We start from the raw sequence: 17,663 nt of genomic DNA on the forward strand, positions 1-17,663 counted from the left end.
CGGCGGCCTTTTTTGCGTTCGCAGCGCCGTCGCGCCCACCCCACCGATCGACCTTTTTCGCATGTATCGCCGCTATGCCGAAGAACCAGCCCCACCCGAACGAACCGAAACGCCCGCAAACCGCCGCGCGGCCCGCACCCGCCCCAGCCGCGCCGGCCGCCGCGCCCAGGCTCGAACGCGCGGCGGGGCTCGCGGGTCTCGGCGCGTTGCGCGACGCGTTGAAGGGCGATGCGCAACGCCGCGAGCGCGAGCAGGCAGCGGCCAAAGCGGCGCAGCGCGAAGCGGCCGCCGACGCCGATCTGTTCCGTCGCGAAATCGGTGAAGTCGCGCCGCTGGCGGTCCCGCCGCGCGCGTCGCTGCCCCGCAATCCGCCGCCGCCGTTGCCGGTGCAGACCCTGCTCGACGAGGAAGCGGTGCTGCACGAAGCGATCTCCGATGAATTCGATCCCGAAGTGCTGCTCGAAACCGACGAGACACTGTCGTACTGCCGCCCCGGCGTGAGCCGCGACGTCGTGCGCAAGCTGCGGCGCGGCGACTGGATCGTGCAGGCGCAGATCGATCTGCACGGGATGCGTCGCGAGGAGGCGCGCGAGGCGCTCGCGGAATTCATCCGCGAATCGGTGAAGCGCGGCCTGCGGTGCCTGCGCGTGATTCACGGCAAGGGGCTCGGCTCGATCGGCAAGGAGCCGGTGCTCAAGGGCAAGGTGCGCGCGTGGCTGGTGCAGAAGTCCGAGGTGATCGCGTTCTGTCAGGCGCGCCCGCACGATGGCGGCGCTGGCGCGGTGGTCGTGCTGCTGCAGCCGGGCGCGCAGCCCGCGCATGGGGCGCAGTCGAAGGGCTGAGCGGGCCGGGTTGTCGATTTTCGCGGTGGTCATTCGTCGTCGGGTAAACAGACAATGCGCGCAACGCGCGCCGGCGCGTTGTCGCCGACGCTGTTCCAACGCAGTGTGCAACCCACAGAGGTGATCGCGATGCCCTTGCAGCTTTATGCCCACCCGTTCTCTTCGTACTGCCAGAAAGTCCTGATCGCGCTGTACGAAAACCGCACGCCGTTCGAGATGCGCATGCTCGCGCACGACGACCCGCGGGTGATGGCCGAATTCGCCGCGCTCTGGCCGCTCAAACGCTTCCCGGTGCTGGTCGACGGCGAGCGCACGGTGGTCGAGGCAAGCATCATCATCGAATATCTGGGCCTTGAGTATCCGGGGCCCGTTGCGCTGTTGCCGGCCGACCCGCGCGCCGCGCTCGAAGTGCGCACGCTGGACCGCTTCTTCGACAACTACATATCGACCCCGCAGCAGCGGATCGTGTACGACAGCCTGCGCGCCGACACCGAGCGCGACCCGCGCGGCGTCGCCGACGCCCGCGCGCTGCTCGACACCGCGTACCGATGGCTCGACCAGCACATGGCCGAACGCGAATGGGCGGCCGGCGAACGCTTCAGCCTCGCCGACTGCGGCGCCGCGCCGTCGCTGTTCTACGCCGACTGGACCCATCCGATCGATCCCGCGTTCACGCACGTGCGCGCGTACCGGCAGCGGCTGCTCGCGCGGCCGTCGTTCGCGCGGGCGGTCGATGAGGCGCGGCCGTACCGGCCGCTGTTTCCGCTGGGCGCGCCGGATCGCGATTGAACGCGGCGAGCCGCGAGCCGTAAGCCGCGAGCCATGAGCCGCGCCAGCCGCAACGCGCGTCGCAGGGCCGCCACGCCGCCCGCCAGCCACTCTGAGACAAGCCGTTTTCGTCCCTGTAGACTTCCACTCGCAAGGCCGCCTCGCCCTCCTCCCGGCCACCACCACAAGGCACGTCATGGACCGTTTCGAAGCGATGGAAATCTTCACGCGCGTGGTAGAAGCGAACAGCTTCACCAAGGTATCGGAATCGCTCGACCTGCCGCGCGCGAAGGTCAGCCGCACGATCCAGGCGCTCGAGGAACACGTCGGCGTGCGCCTGCTGAACCGCTCGACCCGCCAGGTCAGCGTGACCGAAGACGGCGCGTCGTTCTACGAGCGCTGCGTGCGCATCCTCGCCGACGTCGCCGACGCCGAGTCGTCGCTGTCGAACAAGCGCGAAAATCCCGCCGGCACGATTCGCGTCGATACGTCGGGCACGCTCGCGCGCTCGCTGCTGCTGCCCGCGCTCGACGACTTCTACCGCCAGTACCCGGCGATCGACGTGCGCCTCGGGCTCGCCGACCGCAACATCGATCTGATCCAGGACGGCGTCGATTGCGTGATCCGGATGGGCACGCCTGAGGAATCGAGCCTCGTCGCCAAACGCATCGGCGTGGCGCGGATCGTCACCTGCGCGTCGCCCGCGTATCTGGACAAATACGGCACGCCGAAGACGCTCGAAGAACTCGCCGAGCATCGCGCGGTGAATTACGTATCGGCGCGCACCGGCCGCACGTTCCCGTTCGAGTACGAGGTGAACGGCGAGATCGAACGGGTCTCGATGGACAGCACGCTCGCGGTCAACGACGGCTCCGTGTACATCAGCGCCGCGGTGCTCGGCCACGGCATCATCCAGCCGTCGCGCTTCATGGTCGCCGAGCTGATCGAGCAAGGCGCGCTGACGGAAATCCTCGGCAATTACCGCAGCCCCGGCACGCCGCTGTCGATCCTGTACGCGCATCGCCACAATCTGAGTTCGCGGCTGCGCGCATTCATCGACTGGGTCAGCGAGCTGGCGGCCAATAACCCGGATCTGCGCGTGCCGGCAGCGGCGGCCTAGCGCGTTCGCGAGCTGCGCGCCGCCCGCCCCATCTCGCGCCAATCCGCCGCCGCAAAAACAAAACCCCATGCGCTCTACAACGCATGGGGTTTTCGCTTCGTTTCGCTACGCTTTTACAGCGAGCGCAACAGCCACCGCTTACGCGATCCGCTCTTCGTTGCTCGGATCGAACAGCACCGCCTTCGACGTATCGAACAGCAGCGTCGCGTTGTTCTCCGGCTGCGGGTTCGACGCCGGGTGCACACGGCTCACGATGCGCTTGCCGTTGACCTGCGCGAACACCAGCGTGTCCGGACCGGTCGGCTCGATCACGTCGACCTTCACTTCAACCGGCTGCAGTTTCGAATCGTCGCCGTGCGCGCCGCGCGCGTCGGTGATGCGCTCCGGACGCAGGCCGAGAATCACCTTGTTGCCGACGTGCGAGCGCAGCTTCGCCGCTTCGAACGGCAGCGCCAGCACCTTGCGCGTCACGCCCGTATCGAGTTCGATGCCGACAGCCGAGCCCTGCTCGACCAGCTTGCCTTCGATGAAGTTCATCGGCGGCGCGCCGATGAAGCCCGCGACGAACAGGTTCGACGGCGAGTCGTAAATTTCCTGCGGCGCGCCGAACTGCTGGACGATGCCGTCCTTCATTACCGCGATGCGGTCGCCGAGCGTCATCGCTTCGATCTGGTCGTGCGTCACGTAGACGATCGTCGTACCGAGGCGCTGATGCAGCAGCTTGATTTCCGAACGCATCTCGATGCGCAGCTTCGCGTCGAGGTTCGACAGCGGTTCGTCGAACAGGAACATCACCGGATCGCGCGCGAGAGCGCGGCCCATCGCGACGCGCTGGCGCTGGCCGCCGGACAGCTGACCCGGCTTGCGGTCGAGCAGATGCGTGATCTGCAGCGTGTTGGACACGCGCTCGACGATCTGCGTCTGCTCCTGCTTCGGCACCTTGCGGATGTTCAGGCCGAACGAGATGTTTTCGCGCACCGTCATCGACGGATACAGCGCGTACGACTGGAATACCATCGCGATGTCGCGATCTTTCGGCGACAGGTTGTTCACCGTCTTGCCGTCGATCTGGATCTCGCCCTTGGTCACGGTCTCGAGACCGGCAATCATGTTGAGCAGCGTCGACTTACCGCAGCCCGAGCCGCCGACCAGAATCAGGAACTGACCGTCTTCGATGTCGATGTTGACACCCTTCAGAACCGGCACCCCGTTCGGGTAGGTCTTGTACACGTCACGGATGGAAAGGCTTGCCATGCTGTGAATCCTCTAGTCTCTGGTACTGCCTGAAAACGTCTGTCTGAGAGCGGCGCGATTGAACCAACCGCCGCCGCGCCGGAAGGGGCACACCCCTGCTTCTCTGCTGATTGAACCCGCTTAGCCCTTCACGGCACCGGCCGTCAGGCCGCGCACGAAGTAACGTCCGGCGATGATGTAGACGAGCAAGGTGGGCAGCGCCGCGATGATCGCGCCGGCCATGTCCACGTTGTATTCCTTCACGCCGGTCGAGGTGTTCACGAGGTTGTTCAGCGCCACCGTGATCGGCATCGAATCGACGCCGGAGAACACGATACCGAACAGGAAGTCGTTCCAGATCTGCGTGAATTGCCAGATCAGACACACCATGAAGATCGGCAGCGATACCGGCAGCAGGATCTTCGTGAAGATCGTGAAGAAACCGGCGCCGTCGATCCGCGCGGCCTTCACGAGTTCAGCCGGAATGCTCACGTAGAAGTTGCGGAAGAACATCGTGGTGAACGCGATGCCGTAGATCACGTGGACCAGCACCAGACCCGTCGTGGTATTCGAGAGGCCCATCATGCCTTCGAAGCGGGCCATCGGCAGCAGGATCGCCTGGAACGGGATGAAGCAGCCGACCAGCAGCATCGTGAAGATCGGATCGGCGCCGCGGAAGCGCCAGTGCGTGAGCACGTAGCCGTTGAACGCGCCGATGATCGACGAGATCAGCACGGCCGGAATCACCATCCGCACCGAGTTCATGAAGAACGGCTGCATGCCGTCGCAACGCACGCCGGTACAGGCGCCGCTCCATGCCTTGATCCACGGCGCGAAGCTCCACGAAGTGGGCGGCGTCAGCAGGTTGCCGGTGCGCAGCTGGTCGATATCCTTGAACGACGTCGACAGCATCACGTACAGCGGGAACAGGAAGTAGAGGGCGAACAGGATCAGGGCCGCGTAAATGACGGCACGGCTGATCGTCATCTTAGGCTGCATTGCGGGTGCTCCTCGATTCCAGATACATCAGCGGCACGAGCACGGCCACCACGGTGGCGAGCATCATGATCGACGATGCCGCGCCGACGCCGAGCTGTCCGCGATTGAACGAAAACGTGTACATGAAGATGGCCGGCAGCGACGACGACGTGCCCGGACCGCCGGCGGTCAGCGCGACGACGAGGTCGAAGGTCTTGATGGTGATGTGGCAAAGAATCAGCAGCACGGAGAAGAACACCGGCCGCATGCTCGGAATCACGATCTTGCGATAGATGGTCGGCAAGCCCGCGCCGTCCATCTGCGCAGCCTTGAAGATTTCGCCGTCGACGCCGCGCAAACCGGCGAGGAACAGCGCCATCACGAAGCCGGTGGATTGCCACACGGCCGCGATCACGACGCAGAAGATCGCCCGGTCCGGGTCGCCGAGCCAGTTGAACGAGAAGCTCGTCCAGCCCCAGTCGTGAAACACCTTCTCGATGCCGATGCTCGGCGTCAGAATCCACTGCCACGCGGTACCGGTGACGATGAACGACAGCGCCATCGGGTACAGGAACACCGCGCGCAGCGCGCCTTCGTTACGGATCTGCTGATCGAGCAGAATCGCGAGAAAGAGGCCGAGGCCGATACAGATCGCGATGAACGGAATGCCGAACCAGCCCAGATTGGCGGCCGAGGTCCAGAACACGTCGTTGTCGAACAGTTCGCGATAGCGGTCGAGACCGGCGAACTCCCAGCGCGGCATCAGCCGCGAGGTGGACAGCGACAGATAGCCGGTGATGGCGATAAAGCCATACACGAAAATCAGACTGATGATGACGCTGGGCGCGAGCACCAGCTTCGGGATATAGCGATCGGCAAGGGCCGCCATGGGCGACGCGCGGCGGGTGACGGCAGCCGTTTTGCCGTTCCCGCTGATGGAAGCAGTCACTACTCGACTCCTGCTGAAACTGTACCGTGGGGCGCTTCGTGTGCGGATCGCGCGCGGGCCCGACGGCCTGGATGTGACTTCATGAAACCTGGCTCGCGCCGCCTCGCGTCGAACCTCGCGAGCGGGCGCGCAACAGCGCGCGGCAATCGCGAGGGTCCACGCGAGGCGGCCCGAAGGACACGCCCGGCGCGTGCTACATCGAACGCCGGGCGCAACGCTTCGGTGACTGCGTTACTTCGTCTTCGCTGCCTTCGCGAGGGCCTGAACCGCGGTCTTCGAATCCTGCTGCGAGTTCATGAACTTCGTGACGACGTCGGAGATCGCGCCGGCTGCCGCATCCGGCTGAGCCATGCCGTGCGCGAGCGACGGCACATAACCGCCGGCCTTGATCGCGACCTGCTCATCCGCGTACGACTTCTTCGCGCAATCGTCGAACTTGTCCATCGGCACGCCCAGGCGCACCGGGATCGAGCCTTTGTACAGGCTGAACTGTTCCTGGAACTCGGGCGTCATGATCGTCTTCGCGAGTGCGAGCTGGCCCGGCGTGGCTGCCTTCTGGCCCTTCTGCTGGAAGAACACGAACGAGTCGACGTTGAACGTGTAGGCCTTCTCGGTACCCGGCACGACCGCGCAGATGAAGTCGCTGCCCGACTTCTTGCCGGCGTTGGTGAATTCGCCCTTCGCCCAGTCGCCCATGAACTGCATGCCGGCCTTGCCGTTGATGACCATCGCGGTTGCGAGGTTCCAGTCACGGCCGGTGCGGCCCGCGTCGAAGTAACCCTGGATCTTGCGGACCGTGTCGAACACCTGAACCATCTTTTCCGAGGTCAGCGTCTTCTCGTCCAGGTCGACCAGCGCCTTCTTGTAGAAGTCCGCGCCTTGCGACAGCACCACGTCTTCCCACAGCGTCAGGTCTTGCCACGGCTGGCCGCCCATCGCGATCGGCTGGATGCCGGCGGCCTTCATCTTGTCGGCCACCGCGAAGAACTCAGCCCACGTGGTCGGCACCTTGCCGCCTGCCTTGTCCAGTGCCGCCTTGTTGATGTACAGCCAGTTCACGCGGTGCACGCCGAACGGTGCGCCAACATAGTGGCCATCCGCGTGCATGATCTTGTCGATTTCCGGCGGCAGGTTCTTCTTCCAGTCGCCGGTGACCGGGTCGATCGGCACCAGCACGCCCTGCGAAGCCCAGTCCTGGATCAGCGGACCTTTGATCTGCGCGGCGCTCGGGGCGTTGCCCGAGATCACCTGGGTCTTCAGTGCGGTCATTGCAGCAGCGCCCGCGCCGCCCGCAACCGCGAAGTCCTTCCACGTGTAGCCCTGCTTGGTCATGTCGTCCTTGAGGACGCCGACGGCCTTCGATTCACCGCCCGAAGTCCACCAGTGCAGCACTTCGATCGACTCCGCGGCCTGCACGGCCGACACGCCACACATCAGACCCGCAGCGCACAGAGCGCCCATGATCGCGCGAAATTTCATTGCTTATCTCCTCCAGACACCTGAACAAAAAAACGAATGGCCCCTGATGTCGCCAGGGTGCTGTGGTTGGTTCAAACAGGCAAAACACTGGGCGATCGAGCACGGTCGGGCGCATGCGCGAGGGCATGTGCCGGCGGACCGATGTCCGGCCGCTGGACGCTCAAGAGGTGAGTGGTTCGGGATGCAACTGACTGTCTCCTCTTTTGATTTTTGCCTGCCCGCTTCGCGCGGCAGACTCGAGGTGCCTCATACGCCAACCCGGTTCCGGCCCGTACTCCAGGTCGCGGGCAACGTGCGTTCGGTCTGACCAGCGCACGCTTTTTTGATCGAATTAGCGTTACCTCTTGATTTGGATTGTAGTTAAACTACAATTCAGTGTCAAAAAATATTTTATCGGACTACGGTCGCTCTTCACGGTCGCTGCGCGTTCAGTGTCCAGTCGGCTCGGCGGCCCCTCAGGACATCGACGGAGACTCATGCAAACCGATTCAAGCTTCACTTTTGTTCTGTTCGGCGGCACCGGCGATCTGTCGATGCGCAAGATCCTGCCCGCGCTGTTCGAGGCCCATCGTGCTCCCGGCATGCTCGCCGAGACCGGCAAGATCGTCGCGGTCGCACGGCACGTCGCGGATCGCGGCGAGTACCTGCAATGGGTCGACGAACACGTGAAACCGCACGTGTCGAAGAAGGGACTCGACCAGAGCGCGTGGGAAAGCTTCCTCGCGCGCATCGAGTTCGTGAAGATCGATCTGGGCCAACCGGACGACTTCGCGCTGCTGCGCGACGCGCTGCGGGACCTGCCGGGCATCCGGGTGTTCTACCTGGCGACCGGGCCGTCGCTGTTCGTGCCGATCTGCCGCGCGCTCGCCGCGGTCGGACTCAATACGAACGCGCGCATCGTGCTCGAAAAACCGCTCGGCTACGATTTGAAGTCGTCGAACGCGATCAACGACGCAGTCGGCGAAATCTTCGCGGAAGAGCAGATCTACCGGATCGACCATTACCTGGGCAAGGAGCCGGTGCAGAACCTGCTCGCGCTGCGCTTCGGCAATGCGCTGTTCGAGCCGCTGTGGCGCCGCGAATGGGTCGAGAGCATCCAGATCACGATCGCCGAGGAACTCGGCGTCGAAGCGCGCGGCGATTTCTACGACAATACCGGCGCGCTGCGCGACATGGTGCAGAACCACCTGTTGCAGCTGCTGTCGATCGTCGCGATGGAACCACCCCACTCGATGGATTCGGACTCGGTGCGCGACGAAAAGCTGCGCGTGCTGCGCGCGCTCAAGCCGATCGATCCGCTGGAAATCGGCAAGGTCGCGGTGCGCGGCCAGTATCATGCGGGCGTGATCCGCGGCACCCCGGTGCCCGCCTATGCGACCGAGCATGGCGTGAAGCCGGATAGCACGACCGAAACCTTCGTCGCGCTGAAGGTCGAAATCGAGAACTGGCGCTGGGCCGGCGTGCCGTTTTTCCTGCGCACCGGCAAGCGGCTCGCCGACCGGGTCGCCGAGATCGTCGTCAACTTCCGCCCAGTGCCGCATTCGGCGCTCGGCGCGTCGGCGTTGCGCGCCGGCGCGAACCGGCTGGTGATCCGGCTGCAGCCGAACGAGACGATCCGTTTGTACTGCCTCGCCAAGCAGCCCGGCGAAGGGATGAACCTTGCCAGCGTGCATCTGGACCTCGCGTTCGACCAGTTCTTCCGCGAAGGCCAGATGGAGGCTTATCAACGGCTGCTGCTCGACGTGATTCACGGCCGCCTCGCGCTGTTCGTGCGGCGCGACGAGCAGGAAGCCGCATGGCGCTGGGTCGAGCCGATCCTGAACGAATGGCAGGCGTCGCACAAGCCGCCCAAGCCATACGCGGCGGGAACGTGGGGACCGGCCGCGGCGAGCGCGATGCTCGCGCAGCACGGCACCTGCTGGCTCGAAGAAGAGAATTGACTGGTTGACCGCGCGCGAGCAGCAGCGCTGATTGCGCACATCTAACAAGAATGCAGCACGGAGGAGAAGTGATCGAGCTTCACGCTTTCGACGACCAGCGCGCCCAATCCGACGCGCTGGCGCAGGCGGTGGGCGACGCGTTACATGCGTCGCTGGCCGCACAGGCCGCCGCGCAGACACGCCCGGCGCTACTGGCCGTGTCCGGCGGCAGCAGCCCGCGACCGTTCCTGCAAACGCTATCCACGCAAGCGTTCGACTGGCCGCGGATCGCGGTCACGCTGGTCGACGACCGCTGGGTGCCCGACACCGACAGCGCGAGCAATGCGCAATTCGCGCACGCGACGCTGCTGCAGAACGCGGCCAAAGACGCGACCTTCTGGCCGCTGGTCGACTTCAGCCAGCCGCTCGACGCGCACGTCGCCGCGCTGAACGCCGACCCGCGCTTTGCCGCGGCGCCCGACGTCGCGGTGCTCGGCATGGGCGAGGACGGCCACACCGCATCAATCTTCGCCGACGCGCCCGAATGGGATCACGCGATCACCACGCGCGAGCGCTTCGTCGCCGTGCATCCGGGCGCGGCGCCGCATGCGCGTATCAGCTGGTCGCTGTCCGCGCTGAAGGAAATCAAACATCTGTTTCTGCTGATCGCAGGACCGCGCAAGCTGGACGTGCTCAACGCAGCCGCCGCTTCGCCACAAAAAAATGCCATCTCGCAGTTGGCAACCGACAAGGGAGTGAGACTCGATGTCTACTGGTGTGCAAACTAAGGCTGTCCCGGGCGCGGGGCAGCACGCCGACGGACCGAGGCTGCTGGCCGACATCGGCGGCACCAACGCGCGTTTCGCGCTCGAGACCGGCCCCGGCGAAATCGGCTCGGTGCAGGTCTATCCGTGCGCGGATTATCCGAGTGTCGCCGACGTCATCAAGAAGTATCTGAAGGACAACAAGATCGGCCGCGTCAATCACGCGGCGATCGCGATCGCGAACCCGGTCGACGGCGACCAGGTCAGCATGACCAATCACGACTGGACCTTCTCGATCGAAGCGACGCGCCGCGCGCTCGGCTTCGATACGCTGCTGGTCGTCAACGACTTCACCGCGCTCGCGATGGCGCTGCCGGGTCTGACCGACGCGCAGCGCGTGCAGGTCGGCGGCGGCACCCGCCGGCCCAACAGCGTGATCGGTTTGCTCGGCCCCGGCACCGGCATGGGCGTGTCCGGCCTGATCCCCGCCGACGACCGCTGGATCGCGCTCGGCAGCGAAGGCGGCCACGCGACCTTCGCGCCGGCCGACGAGCGCGAAGACATCGTGCTGCAGTACGCGCGCAAGAAGTGGTCGCACGTGTCGTTCGAACGGGTCGCCGCCGGTCCCGGCATCGAAGTGATCTATCGCGCGCTCGCGGGCCGCGACAAGAAGCGCGTGGCGGCCAACGTCGACACGATCGAAGTGGTCAAGCGCGCGCTCGACGGCGAGCCGCTCGCGGCCGAATCGGTCGACGTGTTCTGCGGAATTCTCGGCACCTTCGCCGGCAATATCGCGGTCACGCTCGGCGCGCTCGGCGGCATTTATATCGGCGGCGGCGTGGTGCCGCGGCTCGGCGAATTCTTCGCGCGCTCGTCGTTTCGCAAGCGCTTCGAGGCGAAGGGCCGCTTCGAGCCGTACCTGCAGAACGTGCCGACCTATGTGATCACCGCCGAATATCCGGCCTTTCTCGGCGTCTCGGCGATCCTCGCCGAGCAGCTGTCGAATCGCGCGGGCGGCAGCTCGTCGGCGGTGTTCGAGCGGATTCGCCAGATGCGCGATGCGCTGACGCCGGCCGAGCGCCGCGTCGCCGATCTCGCGCTGAACCATCCGCGCTCGATCATCAACGATCCGATCGTCGATATCGCCCGCAAGGCCGACGTCAGCCAGCCGACCGTGATCCGCTTCTGCCGCTCGCTCGGCTGCCAGGGGCTGTCGGACTTCAAGCTGAAGCTCGCGACCGGCCTGACCGGCACGATTCCGGTCAGCCACAGCCAGGTGCATCTGGGCGACACCGCGACCGACTTCGGCGCGAAGGTGCTCGACAACACCGTGTCGGCGATCCTGCAGTTGCGCGAGCATCTGAACTTCGAGCACGTGGAACGCGCGATCGATCTGCTGAACGGCGCGCGCCGGATCGAGTTCTATGGGCTCGGCAATTCGAACATCGTCGCGCAGGACGCGCACTACAAGTTCTTCCGCTTCGGCATCCCGACGATTGCTTACGGCGACCTGTACATGCAGGCGGCCTCCGCCGCGCTGCTCGGCAAGGGCGACGTGATCGTCGCGGTGTCGAAGTCGGGCCGCGCGCCCGAACTGCTGCGCGTGCTCGACGTCGCAATGCAGGCCGGCGCGAAGGTGATCGCGATCACCTCGAGCAACACGCCGCTCGCCAAGCGCGCGACCGTCGCGCTGGAGACCGATCACATCGAGATTCGCGAGTCGCAGCTGTCGATGATCTCGCGCATCCTGCATCTGGTAATGATCGACATCCTGGCGGTCGGCGTCGCGATTCGCCGCGCGGTGCCGAGCGACGACGTGGCCGAGACGGTCGAGCGCGCGCGCGAAGGCGCGGACGACGACGCGACCGCGGTGCTCGACTGGCTGAGCCACGGCGCGGCTTCGTCGGCGCGCGACTGAGCGGGCGGCGGATCGGGCGACTGATCACGCGGCCGACGGCGCGGCTGGAACCGCTGGCGGTAGACGGATCGACCCGCGCGGTGTGCTTCGGCTTCGGAGCGCGCCGCGCGGGTTTTCTTTATGCGCGCAGCCGTTCGATAATAGAAGCCCTGTCGCCCGTCACCCGCTCCGCGCCATGATCATCCGCCCGCATCTCCACTGGTTCCGCATGCTGCTCGCGTGGCGCGGCTCGGTATTGCCGCAGTTGCTGCCGCGGCTGTTCCTGATCTTCTGCATCGCGATCGTCGCGCTCGCCGCGCACGATCATCTGCTGCCGGTCACGCTGAACCTGAACACGACCGCGCCGTTTTCGCTGATCGGCATCGCGCTCGCGGTGTTTCTCGGCTTTCGCAACAACGCGAGTTACGACCGCTGGTGGGAAGCGCGCAAGCTGTGGGGGCAATTGCTGAACGAGTCGCGCTCGCTGACGCGCCAGGCACTGACGCTGACGCTGCCGGGGCGCGAGCTGCCCAACCAGGAACTCGCCGAATTTCTCGCGCTGTTGAGCGCGCTGCCGCATGCGCTGCGCCATCAACTGCGCAAGACCGATCCGCGCGACGACCTCGCCGCGCATCTGCCCGCCGCGCTGTTCGAGCGCGTGAACGCGTCACGCTACAAGCCGGCCACGCTGATGCTGTGCCTGGGCGAATGGGTGCAGCGCCAGGCCCGCGCGGGCGCGCTCGATTCGTTCGGCGTACTGGCTTTCGACCGCAATCTGAACGGTCTGTCGGATGTGATCGGCGGCTGTGAACGGATCGCGTCGACGCCGCTGCCGTTTGCGTACTCGGTGATGATTCACCGCACCGTGTATTTTTTCTGCGCGTCGCTGCCGTTCGGGCTGGTCGACAGCATCGGAGTTTTTACGCCGGTGTTCGCGGTGTTCGTCGCGTACACGTTCATGGCGCACGAAGCGATCGCGTCGCAACTCGAAGAGCCGTTCGGCACCGACGACAACGACCTCGCGCTGAGCACGATGTCGGCGATGATCGAGGATGCGATGCGCGATCTGCGCGGCGAGCCAGCGGTTGCGGTGCCGCAACCGCGGGAAGAGAGCTATCAGCTGGATTGAGAGAGCGGGTGCGCAGGGCGCAAATGCCGCTGCCCTGCCGGCGCTATGCCGGCGCCGCGCTCAGTGGTTGCCGACCGTCTCCGACAGCCGTTTGACCGTCGCGACGCGCGCGCCGATGATGTCGATCCGTCCGCGCTCGTCGACGAGCGGCGTCGATGCATCCAGATACGCGCGCCACGCGCGTTGCGCGCGCCCCAGCGTGGGCCGCGCCGGCGGCGGCATCCTTGTATTGAGCACGCGGTAGTAGCGGTTCAGATCGAACATCGCGTGTTCGCAGCGCGCATCGGCGTTGCATGCGCGCGGCCGGCGCGGCGCCGGCCCGCCCACGGCGGCGAGCGCGCTGCGCAGCACCAGCGCGCGGTCGCGCACCGGCTGCAACTGCATATCGGCTTCGGCCAGCACGTACATCGAGCCCTGGGTCGTCGCGAACACCGCGGCGAGCAGCAGCTTTTCCGCATCGCGCCACGCGAGCCAGCTCGCCTGGCCCTTCTGCCACAGCCGGCGCCGCGTCGGCGGCAACTTCGATTCCAGCTGCTGGAACGCGCTGTCGGCGGCGGCCTTCCACGCGATCCGCGCGTTGTCCATGCACTGCACCTGCCCCATCGTCGTCGACATGTCGGAGCGCGCGAGACACGCGCGCATCGACGCGTCGATCGGATCGGCGGCGGCCACTTCCGCGCGCGCGGCCGACGGCCACGCGCCGGTCAGCAGCGCGCCGCCGGCCGCCAGCGCGACGGCCAGCACACGGGCCCCGCGCCGCCAGCCAGCAGGAACGCCTGCCAGGAACTTCGCTTGCCGCATTGTCAGACGCGCACGCAATCGACGAAGTACTCGATGCGGCCGTTGATCATTTCGCCGACCAGCCCGTGGATATCCGTATGGAAGCCCGGGAACCGCTCGTTGAACTCGCGCGCGAAACGCAGGTAGTTGACGATGGTCTTGTTGAAACGCTCGCCCGGAATCAGCAGCGGGATGCCCGGCGGATACGGCGTCAACAGGATCGACGTGACGCGGCCTTCGAGTTCGTCGATCGGTACCCGGTCGATCTCCCGGTGCGCGAGCTTCGCGAACGCATCGGACGGCTTCATCGCCGGCTCCATGCTGGACAGGTACATCTCGGTCGTCAGACGGGCGATGTCGTTCGCGCGATAGACGCTGTGGATCTGCTGGCACAGATCGCGCAGACCGACGCGCTCGTACATCGGATGATGCGACACGAACTCGGGCAGCACGCGCCACAGCGGCTGGTTGTTGTCGTAGTCGTCCTTGAACTGCTGCAGCTCGGTCACCATCGAGTTCCAGCGGCCCTTCGTGATGCCGATCGTGAACATGATGAAGAACGAGTACAGGCCGGTCTTCTCGACGATGATGCCGTGCTCGGCCAGGTACTTCGTGACGATCGCGGCCGGAATGCCGGTTTCGCCGAAGCCGCCGTCCATGTCCAGACCCGGCGTGACGATCGTCGCCTTGATCGGGTCGAGCATGTTGAAGCCTTCGGCGAGCGGGCCGAAGCCGTGCCACGCGTCGTCCGGGCGCAGCATCCAGTCGTCGCGCGAACCGATGCCCTCTTCCGCGAACTGGTCCGGGCCCCAGACCTTGAAGAACCAGTCGTCGCCGTATTCGGCGTCGACCTTGCTCATCGCGCGGCGGAAGTCGAGCGCCTCCGCAATCGATTCCTCCACCAGCGCGGTGCCGCCCGGCGCCTCCATCATCGCCGCGGCGACGTCGCACGACGCGATGATCGCGTACTGCGGGCTGGTCGACGTATGCATCAGATACGCTTCGTTGAAGCGATGCTTGTCGAAGCGGCTGTTCTTCGAATCCTGCACGACGATCTGCGAGGCCTGCGAGATGCCGGCCAGCAGCTTATGGGTGGAATGCGTCGCGTAGATCATCGCGCCGATGCGCGGACGGCCCGCGCCGATCGCGTGCATGTCCTGATAGAACTCGTGGAATTCGGCGTGCGGCAGCCACGCTTCGTCGAAGTGCAGCGTGTCGAGCCACTCGCCCAGCATTTCCTTGATCATCTCGACGTTGTAGACCACGCCGTCGTACGTGCTTTGCGTGATGGTCAGGATGCGCGGCTTCAGGTTCGGATTCTTTGCGAGCGCCTCGCGCGCGAACGGGTTCGCCTCGATCTTCTTGCGGATGTTTTCCGGCTCGAACTCGCTGCGCGGGATCGGGCCGATGATGCCGAAGTTGTTGCGCGTCGGCGTGAGGAACACCGGAATCGCGCCGGTCATCGTGATCGCGTGCAGGATCGACTTGTGGCAATTGCGGTCGACCAGCACGATGTCGCCCGGCGCAACCGTGCCGTGCCAGACGATCTTGTTCGACGTCGAGGTGCCGTTGGTCACGAAGAACACATGGTCGGCGCTGAAGATGCGCGCGGCGTTGCGCTCCGAGGCCGCCACCGGACCGGTGTGGTCGAGCAGCTGGCCGAGTTCGTCGACCGCGTTGCAGACGTCCGCGCGCAGCATGTTCTCGCCGAAGAACTGGTGGAACATCTGGCCGAGCGGGCTCTTCAGGAACGCGACGCCGCCCGAGTGGCCCGGGCAGTGCCACGAGTACGACCCCTCTTCCGCGTACTGCACCAGTTCCTTGAAGAACGGCGGCGCGAGCGAGTCGAGATAGACCTTCGCCTCGCGGATGATGTGGCGCGCGACGAACTCCGGCGTGTCCTCGAACATGTGGATGAAGCCGTGCAGTTCGCGCAGGATGTCGTTGGGCAGATGACGCGAGGTGCGCGTCTCGCCGTACAGGAAGATCGGGATGTCGGCGTTGCGGCGGCGCACTTCGGTCACGAACGCGCGCAGCGCGACGATCGCGGCCGCCAGTTCCGGCGTCTCGCCCTCGACCACCACGTTATCGACGTACGGCAGCAGTTCGTCGTCGTCGATCGACAGGATGAAGCACGATGCGCGGCTCGACTGCTGCGCGAACGAGGTCAGATCGCCGTAGCTCGTCAACCCGAGCACTTCCGCGCCTTCTTTCTCGATGGCTTCGGCGAGCGCCCGGATGCCGGAACCCGAGATGTTCTCGGAGCGGAAATCTTCGTCGATGATGACGACGGGAAAACGAAACTTCATGGGCGATTCTCCAGAAAGAAAACGACCGCTGCGTTATGTCGTAAGCGCAGCGGTCACCCGAATAGCTGATGGGTCAGGACGCTGCGAACGTCACGTTTTCGGCAACGTGACGCCGTGCTGACCTTGATATTTGCCGCCGCGATCCGCGTACGACGTTTCACAAATCTCGTCGCTTTCGAAAAACAGCACCTGGGCGACGCCTTCGTTCGCGTAGATCTTCGCAGGCAAAGGTGTCGTATTCGAGAATTCGAGCGTCACGTGGCCTTCCCATTCCGGCTCGAACGGCGTCACGTTGACGATGATCCCGCAGCGCGCATAGGTCGACTTGCCGAGGCACACGGTCAGCACGCTGCGCGGGATGCGGAAATACTCGACCGTGCGCGCGAGCGCGAACGAGTTCGGCGGAATGATGCAGACGTCGCCCTTGAAATCGACAAACGATTTTTCGTCGAAGTTCTTCGGATCGACGATCGTCGAATTGATGTTGGTGAAGATCTTGAATTCGTCGGCGCAGCGGATGTCGTAGCCGTAGCTCGAGGTGCCGTAGCTGACAATCTTCCGGCCGTCCTCGGAGACGCGAACCTGATCGGGCGCGAACGGCTCGATCATTTTGTGCGACTCGGCCATGCGCCGGATCCACTTGTCGGATTTGATGGTCATAGGTGAACGCTGCTCGACGTGAATAACTGATGGGGTGAAAAACGCGCGGCCAGCGCCCGGCCGGCCGGCGAAGGCGCTTATTTTACGCGATCACGAGAATGCTGCCGCCGATAGTGCGGCCTGCTGTGCCGCGAGCGGCGGCGGCCGTCGTGGCGCTCACTGCTGGCGGATCACACCGCACGCCAGCGCGACGCCGGCGCCGTGCTGCGGATACGCATAGGGGTCGGTGGCGTCGTGATGCAGCAGGACCGCGCGCTGCAACACCGAGCGGATGCCGTCGAGCGAGACGTCGGGCGCAACGATGAAGCCGGTCGCCACCCCATTCGCATCCGCGTGGATATTGCCCAGATCGCCCTCGACGCGGGCGCCCGCTTTCAGGCGCTCGGCGGCCGGCGAAAACACCGGGCCGGCGCTGGAGCCGTCGGCGGCATTGCAGTCGCCGCGCTCGTGGACCTGCAACGCGTGGTCGCTATTGGGCGGCAGGCCCGCGAGATTGTAGGTAACCTGCACGCCGTCCGAGCGCTCGATGAAGCTCACGAGGCCGTGCGCCTGATTGCCCACGGTGGGCAGCAACTGCGCGTCGGCGCGCTTTTCCTGTGGTCTCAGGAATACGCCGCAGCCGCTCAGTAATACGCAGCCGGCAGTCAGAACGATGAACGCATGCACCGCCTGCCCGTCGATTCGTTTTCCCATGCGATCCTCTTGCCGGCCTGGCAGCCGCCCCTGCGGCCGCCGAGCCGAACCTGTGAAGTCGACATGATACCGCGAGAGCACGCGCAAAAAGAGGCCCGCGAAGCCCCGCGGATCCTTTATGCAGATGGACTCGCGGGGGCTCG

General features: G+C 65.4%; 15 protein-coding genes. 7 read left to right on the forward strand and 8 right to left on the reverse strand.

Annotation, left to right across the window (positions count from 1 at the left end; translation table 11 throughout):
• The first annotated feature begins 74 nt into the window (after positions 1-74).
• From LJ656_RS03770 to LJ656_RS03780, 3 genes are all read left to right on the forward strand, one after another.
• Complete coding sequence (locus LJ656_RS03770; RefSeq protein ID WP_230507948.1) at positions 75-842, forward strand: Smr/MutS family protein; 768 nt, start codon at positions 75-77, stop codon at positions 840-842.
• A gap of 129 nt (positions 843-971) precedes the next feature.
• A complete protein-coding gene (locus LJ656_RS03775; protein ID WP_230507949.1) occupies positions 972-1,631 on the forward strand; it encodes a glutathione S-transferase family protein in 660 nt (219 codons plus the stop codon).
• A 175-nt stretch (positions 1,632-1,806) separates the two neighbouring features.
• Positions 1,807-2,730 carry a LysR family transcriptional regulator gene (locus LJ656_RS03780; RefSeq protein ID WP_230507950.1) on the forward strand — a complete coding sequence of 308 codons (924 nt, stop codon included), beginning with the start codon at positions 1,807-1,809 and terminating at the stop codon, positions 2,728-2,730.
• Between the two features lie 138 nt (positions 2,731-2,868).
• Here LJ656_RS03780 and LJ656_RS03785 read toward each other — a convergent pair whose 3' ends face one another.
• The 4 genes from LJ656_RS03785 to LJ656_RS03800 all read right to left on the reverse strand — a co-directional run bounded on the left by LJ656_RS03785 (position 2,869) and on the right by LJ656_RS03800 (position 7,369).
• Positions 2,869-3,984 (reverse strand): ABC transporter ATP-binding protein, encoded by a 1,116-nt coding sequence (locus LJ656_RS03785; protein ID WP_230507951.1) that lies wholly within the window; start codon positions 3,982-3,984, stop codon positions 2,869-2,871.
• A gap of 120 nt (positions 3,985-4,104) precedes the next feature.
• Entirely contained in the window at positions 4,105-4,962 is an 858-nt protein-coding gene (locus LJ656_RS03790; RefSeq protein WP_230507952.1) for a carbohydrate ABC transporter permease, read from the reverse strand.
• Complete coding sequence (locus LJ656_RS03795; protein ID WP_230507953.1) at positions 4,952-5,890, reverse strand: carbohydrate ABC transporter permease; 939 nt, start codon at positions 5,888-5,890, stop codon at positions 4,952-4,954. The genes LJ656_RS03790 and LJ656_RS03795 overlap by 11 nt, the downstream gene beginning before the upstream one ends.
• Positions 5,891-6,121: 231 nt before the next feature.
• Entirely contained in the window at positions 6,122-7,369 is a 1,248-nt protein-coding gene (locus tag LJ656_RS03800; protein WP_230507954.1) for an ABC transporter substrate-binding protein, read from the reverse strand.
• Positions 7,370-7,845: 476 nt separating this feature from the next.
• On the opposite strand from LJ656_RS03800, the gene zwf reads away from it, so the two are divergent.
• The 4 genes from zwf to LJ656_RS03820 all read left to right on the forward strand — a co-directional run bounded on the left by zwf (position 7,846) and on the right by LJ656_RS03820 (position 13,078).
• Positions 7,846-9,309 (forward strand): glucose-6-phosphate dehydrogenase, encoded by a 1,464-nt coding sequence (gene zwf / locus LJ656_RS03805; RefSeq protein WP_230507955.1) that lies wholly within the window; start codon positions 7,846-7,848, stop codon positions 9,307-9,309.
• A gap of 68 nt (positions 9,310-9,377) precedes the next feature.
• Entirely contained in the window at positions 9,378-10,076 is a 699-nt protein-coding gene (pgl, locus tag LJ656_RS03810; protein ID WP_230507956.1) for a 6-phosphogluconolactonase, read from the forward strand.
• Complete coding sequence (locus LJ656_RS03815) at positions 10,054-11,970, forward strand: bifunctional transcriptional regulator/glucokinase (RefSeq protein WP_230507957.1); 1,917 nt, start codon at positions 10,054-10,056, stop codon at positions 11,968-11,970. Before pgl ends, LJ656_RS03815 begins: the two co-directional genes overlap by 23 nt.
• A gap of 175 nt (positions 11,971-12,145) precedes the next feature.
• Positions 12,146-13,078, forward strand: coding sequence for a bestrophin family protein (locus LJ656_RS03820; RefSeq protein WP_230507958.1), 933 nt, complete (start codon positions 12,146-12,148; stop codon positions 13,076-13,078).
• A 60-nt stretch (positions 13,079-13,138) separates the two neighbouring features.
• Here LJ656_RS03820 and LJ656_RS03825 read toward each other — a convergent pair whose 3' ends face one another.
• The 4 genes from LJ656_RS03825 to LJ656_RS03840 all read right to left on the reverse strand — a co-directional run bounded on the left by LJ656_RS03825 (position 13,139) and on the right by LJ656_RS03840 (position 17,520).
• Complete coding sequence (locus LJ656_RS03825; RefSeq protein WP_230507959.1) at positions 13,139-13,879, reverse strand: lysozyme inhibitor LprI family protein; 741 nt, start codon at positions 13,877-13,879, stop codon at positions 13,139-13,141.
• 2 nt (positions 13,880-13,881) lie between these two features.
• Positions 13,882-16,167 (reverse strand): arginine/lysine/ornithine decarboxylase, encoded by a 2,286-nt coding sequence (locus tag LJ656_RS03830; protein ID WP_230507960.1) that lies wholly within the window; start codon positions 16,165-16,167, stop codon positions 13,882-13,884.
• Positions 16,168-16,257: 90 nt separating this feature from the next.
• Positions 16,258-16,827: a dCTP deaminase gene (dcd, locus tag LJ656_RS03835; RefSeq protein ID WP_008924193.1), complete on the reverse strand. Its 570-nt coding sequence runs from the start codon at positions 16,825-16,827 to the stop codon at positions 16,258-16,260.
• Positions 16,828-16,983: 156 nt separating this feature from the next.
• Positions 16,984-17,520, reverse strand: coding sequence for a superoxide dismutase family protein (locus tag LJ656_RS03840; RefSeq protein WP_230507961.1), 537 nt, complete (start codon positions 17,518-17,520; stop codon positions 16,984-16,986).
• Between the last annotated feature and the right edge of the window lie 143 nt (positions 17,521-17,663).

Source organism: Paraburkholderia sejongensis (assembly GCF_020880815.1).
GTDB classification, from domain to species: Bacteria; Pseudomonadota; Gammaproteobacteria; order Burkholderiales; family Burkholderiaceae; genus Paraburkholderia; species Paraburkholderia sejongensis.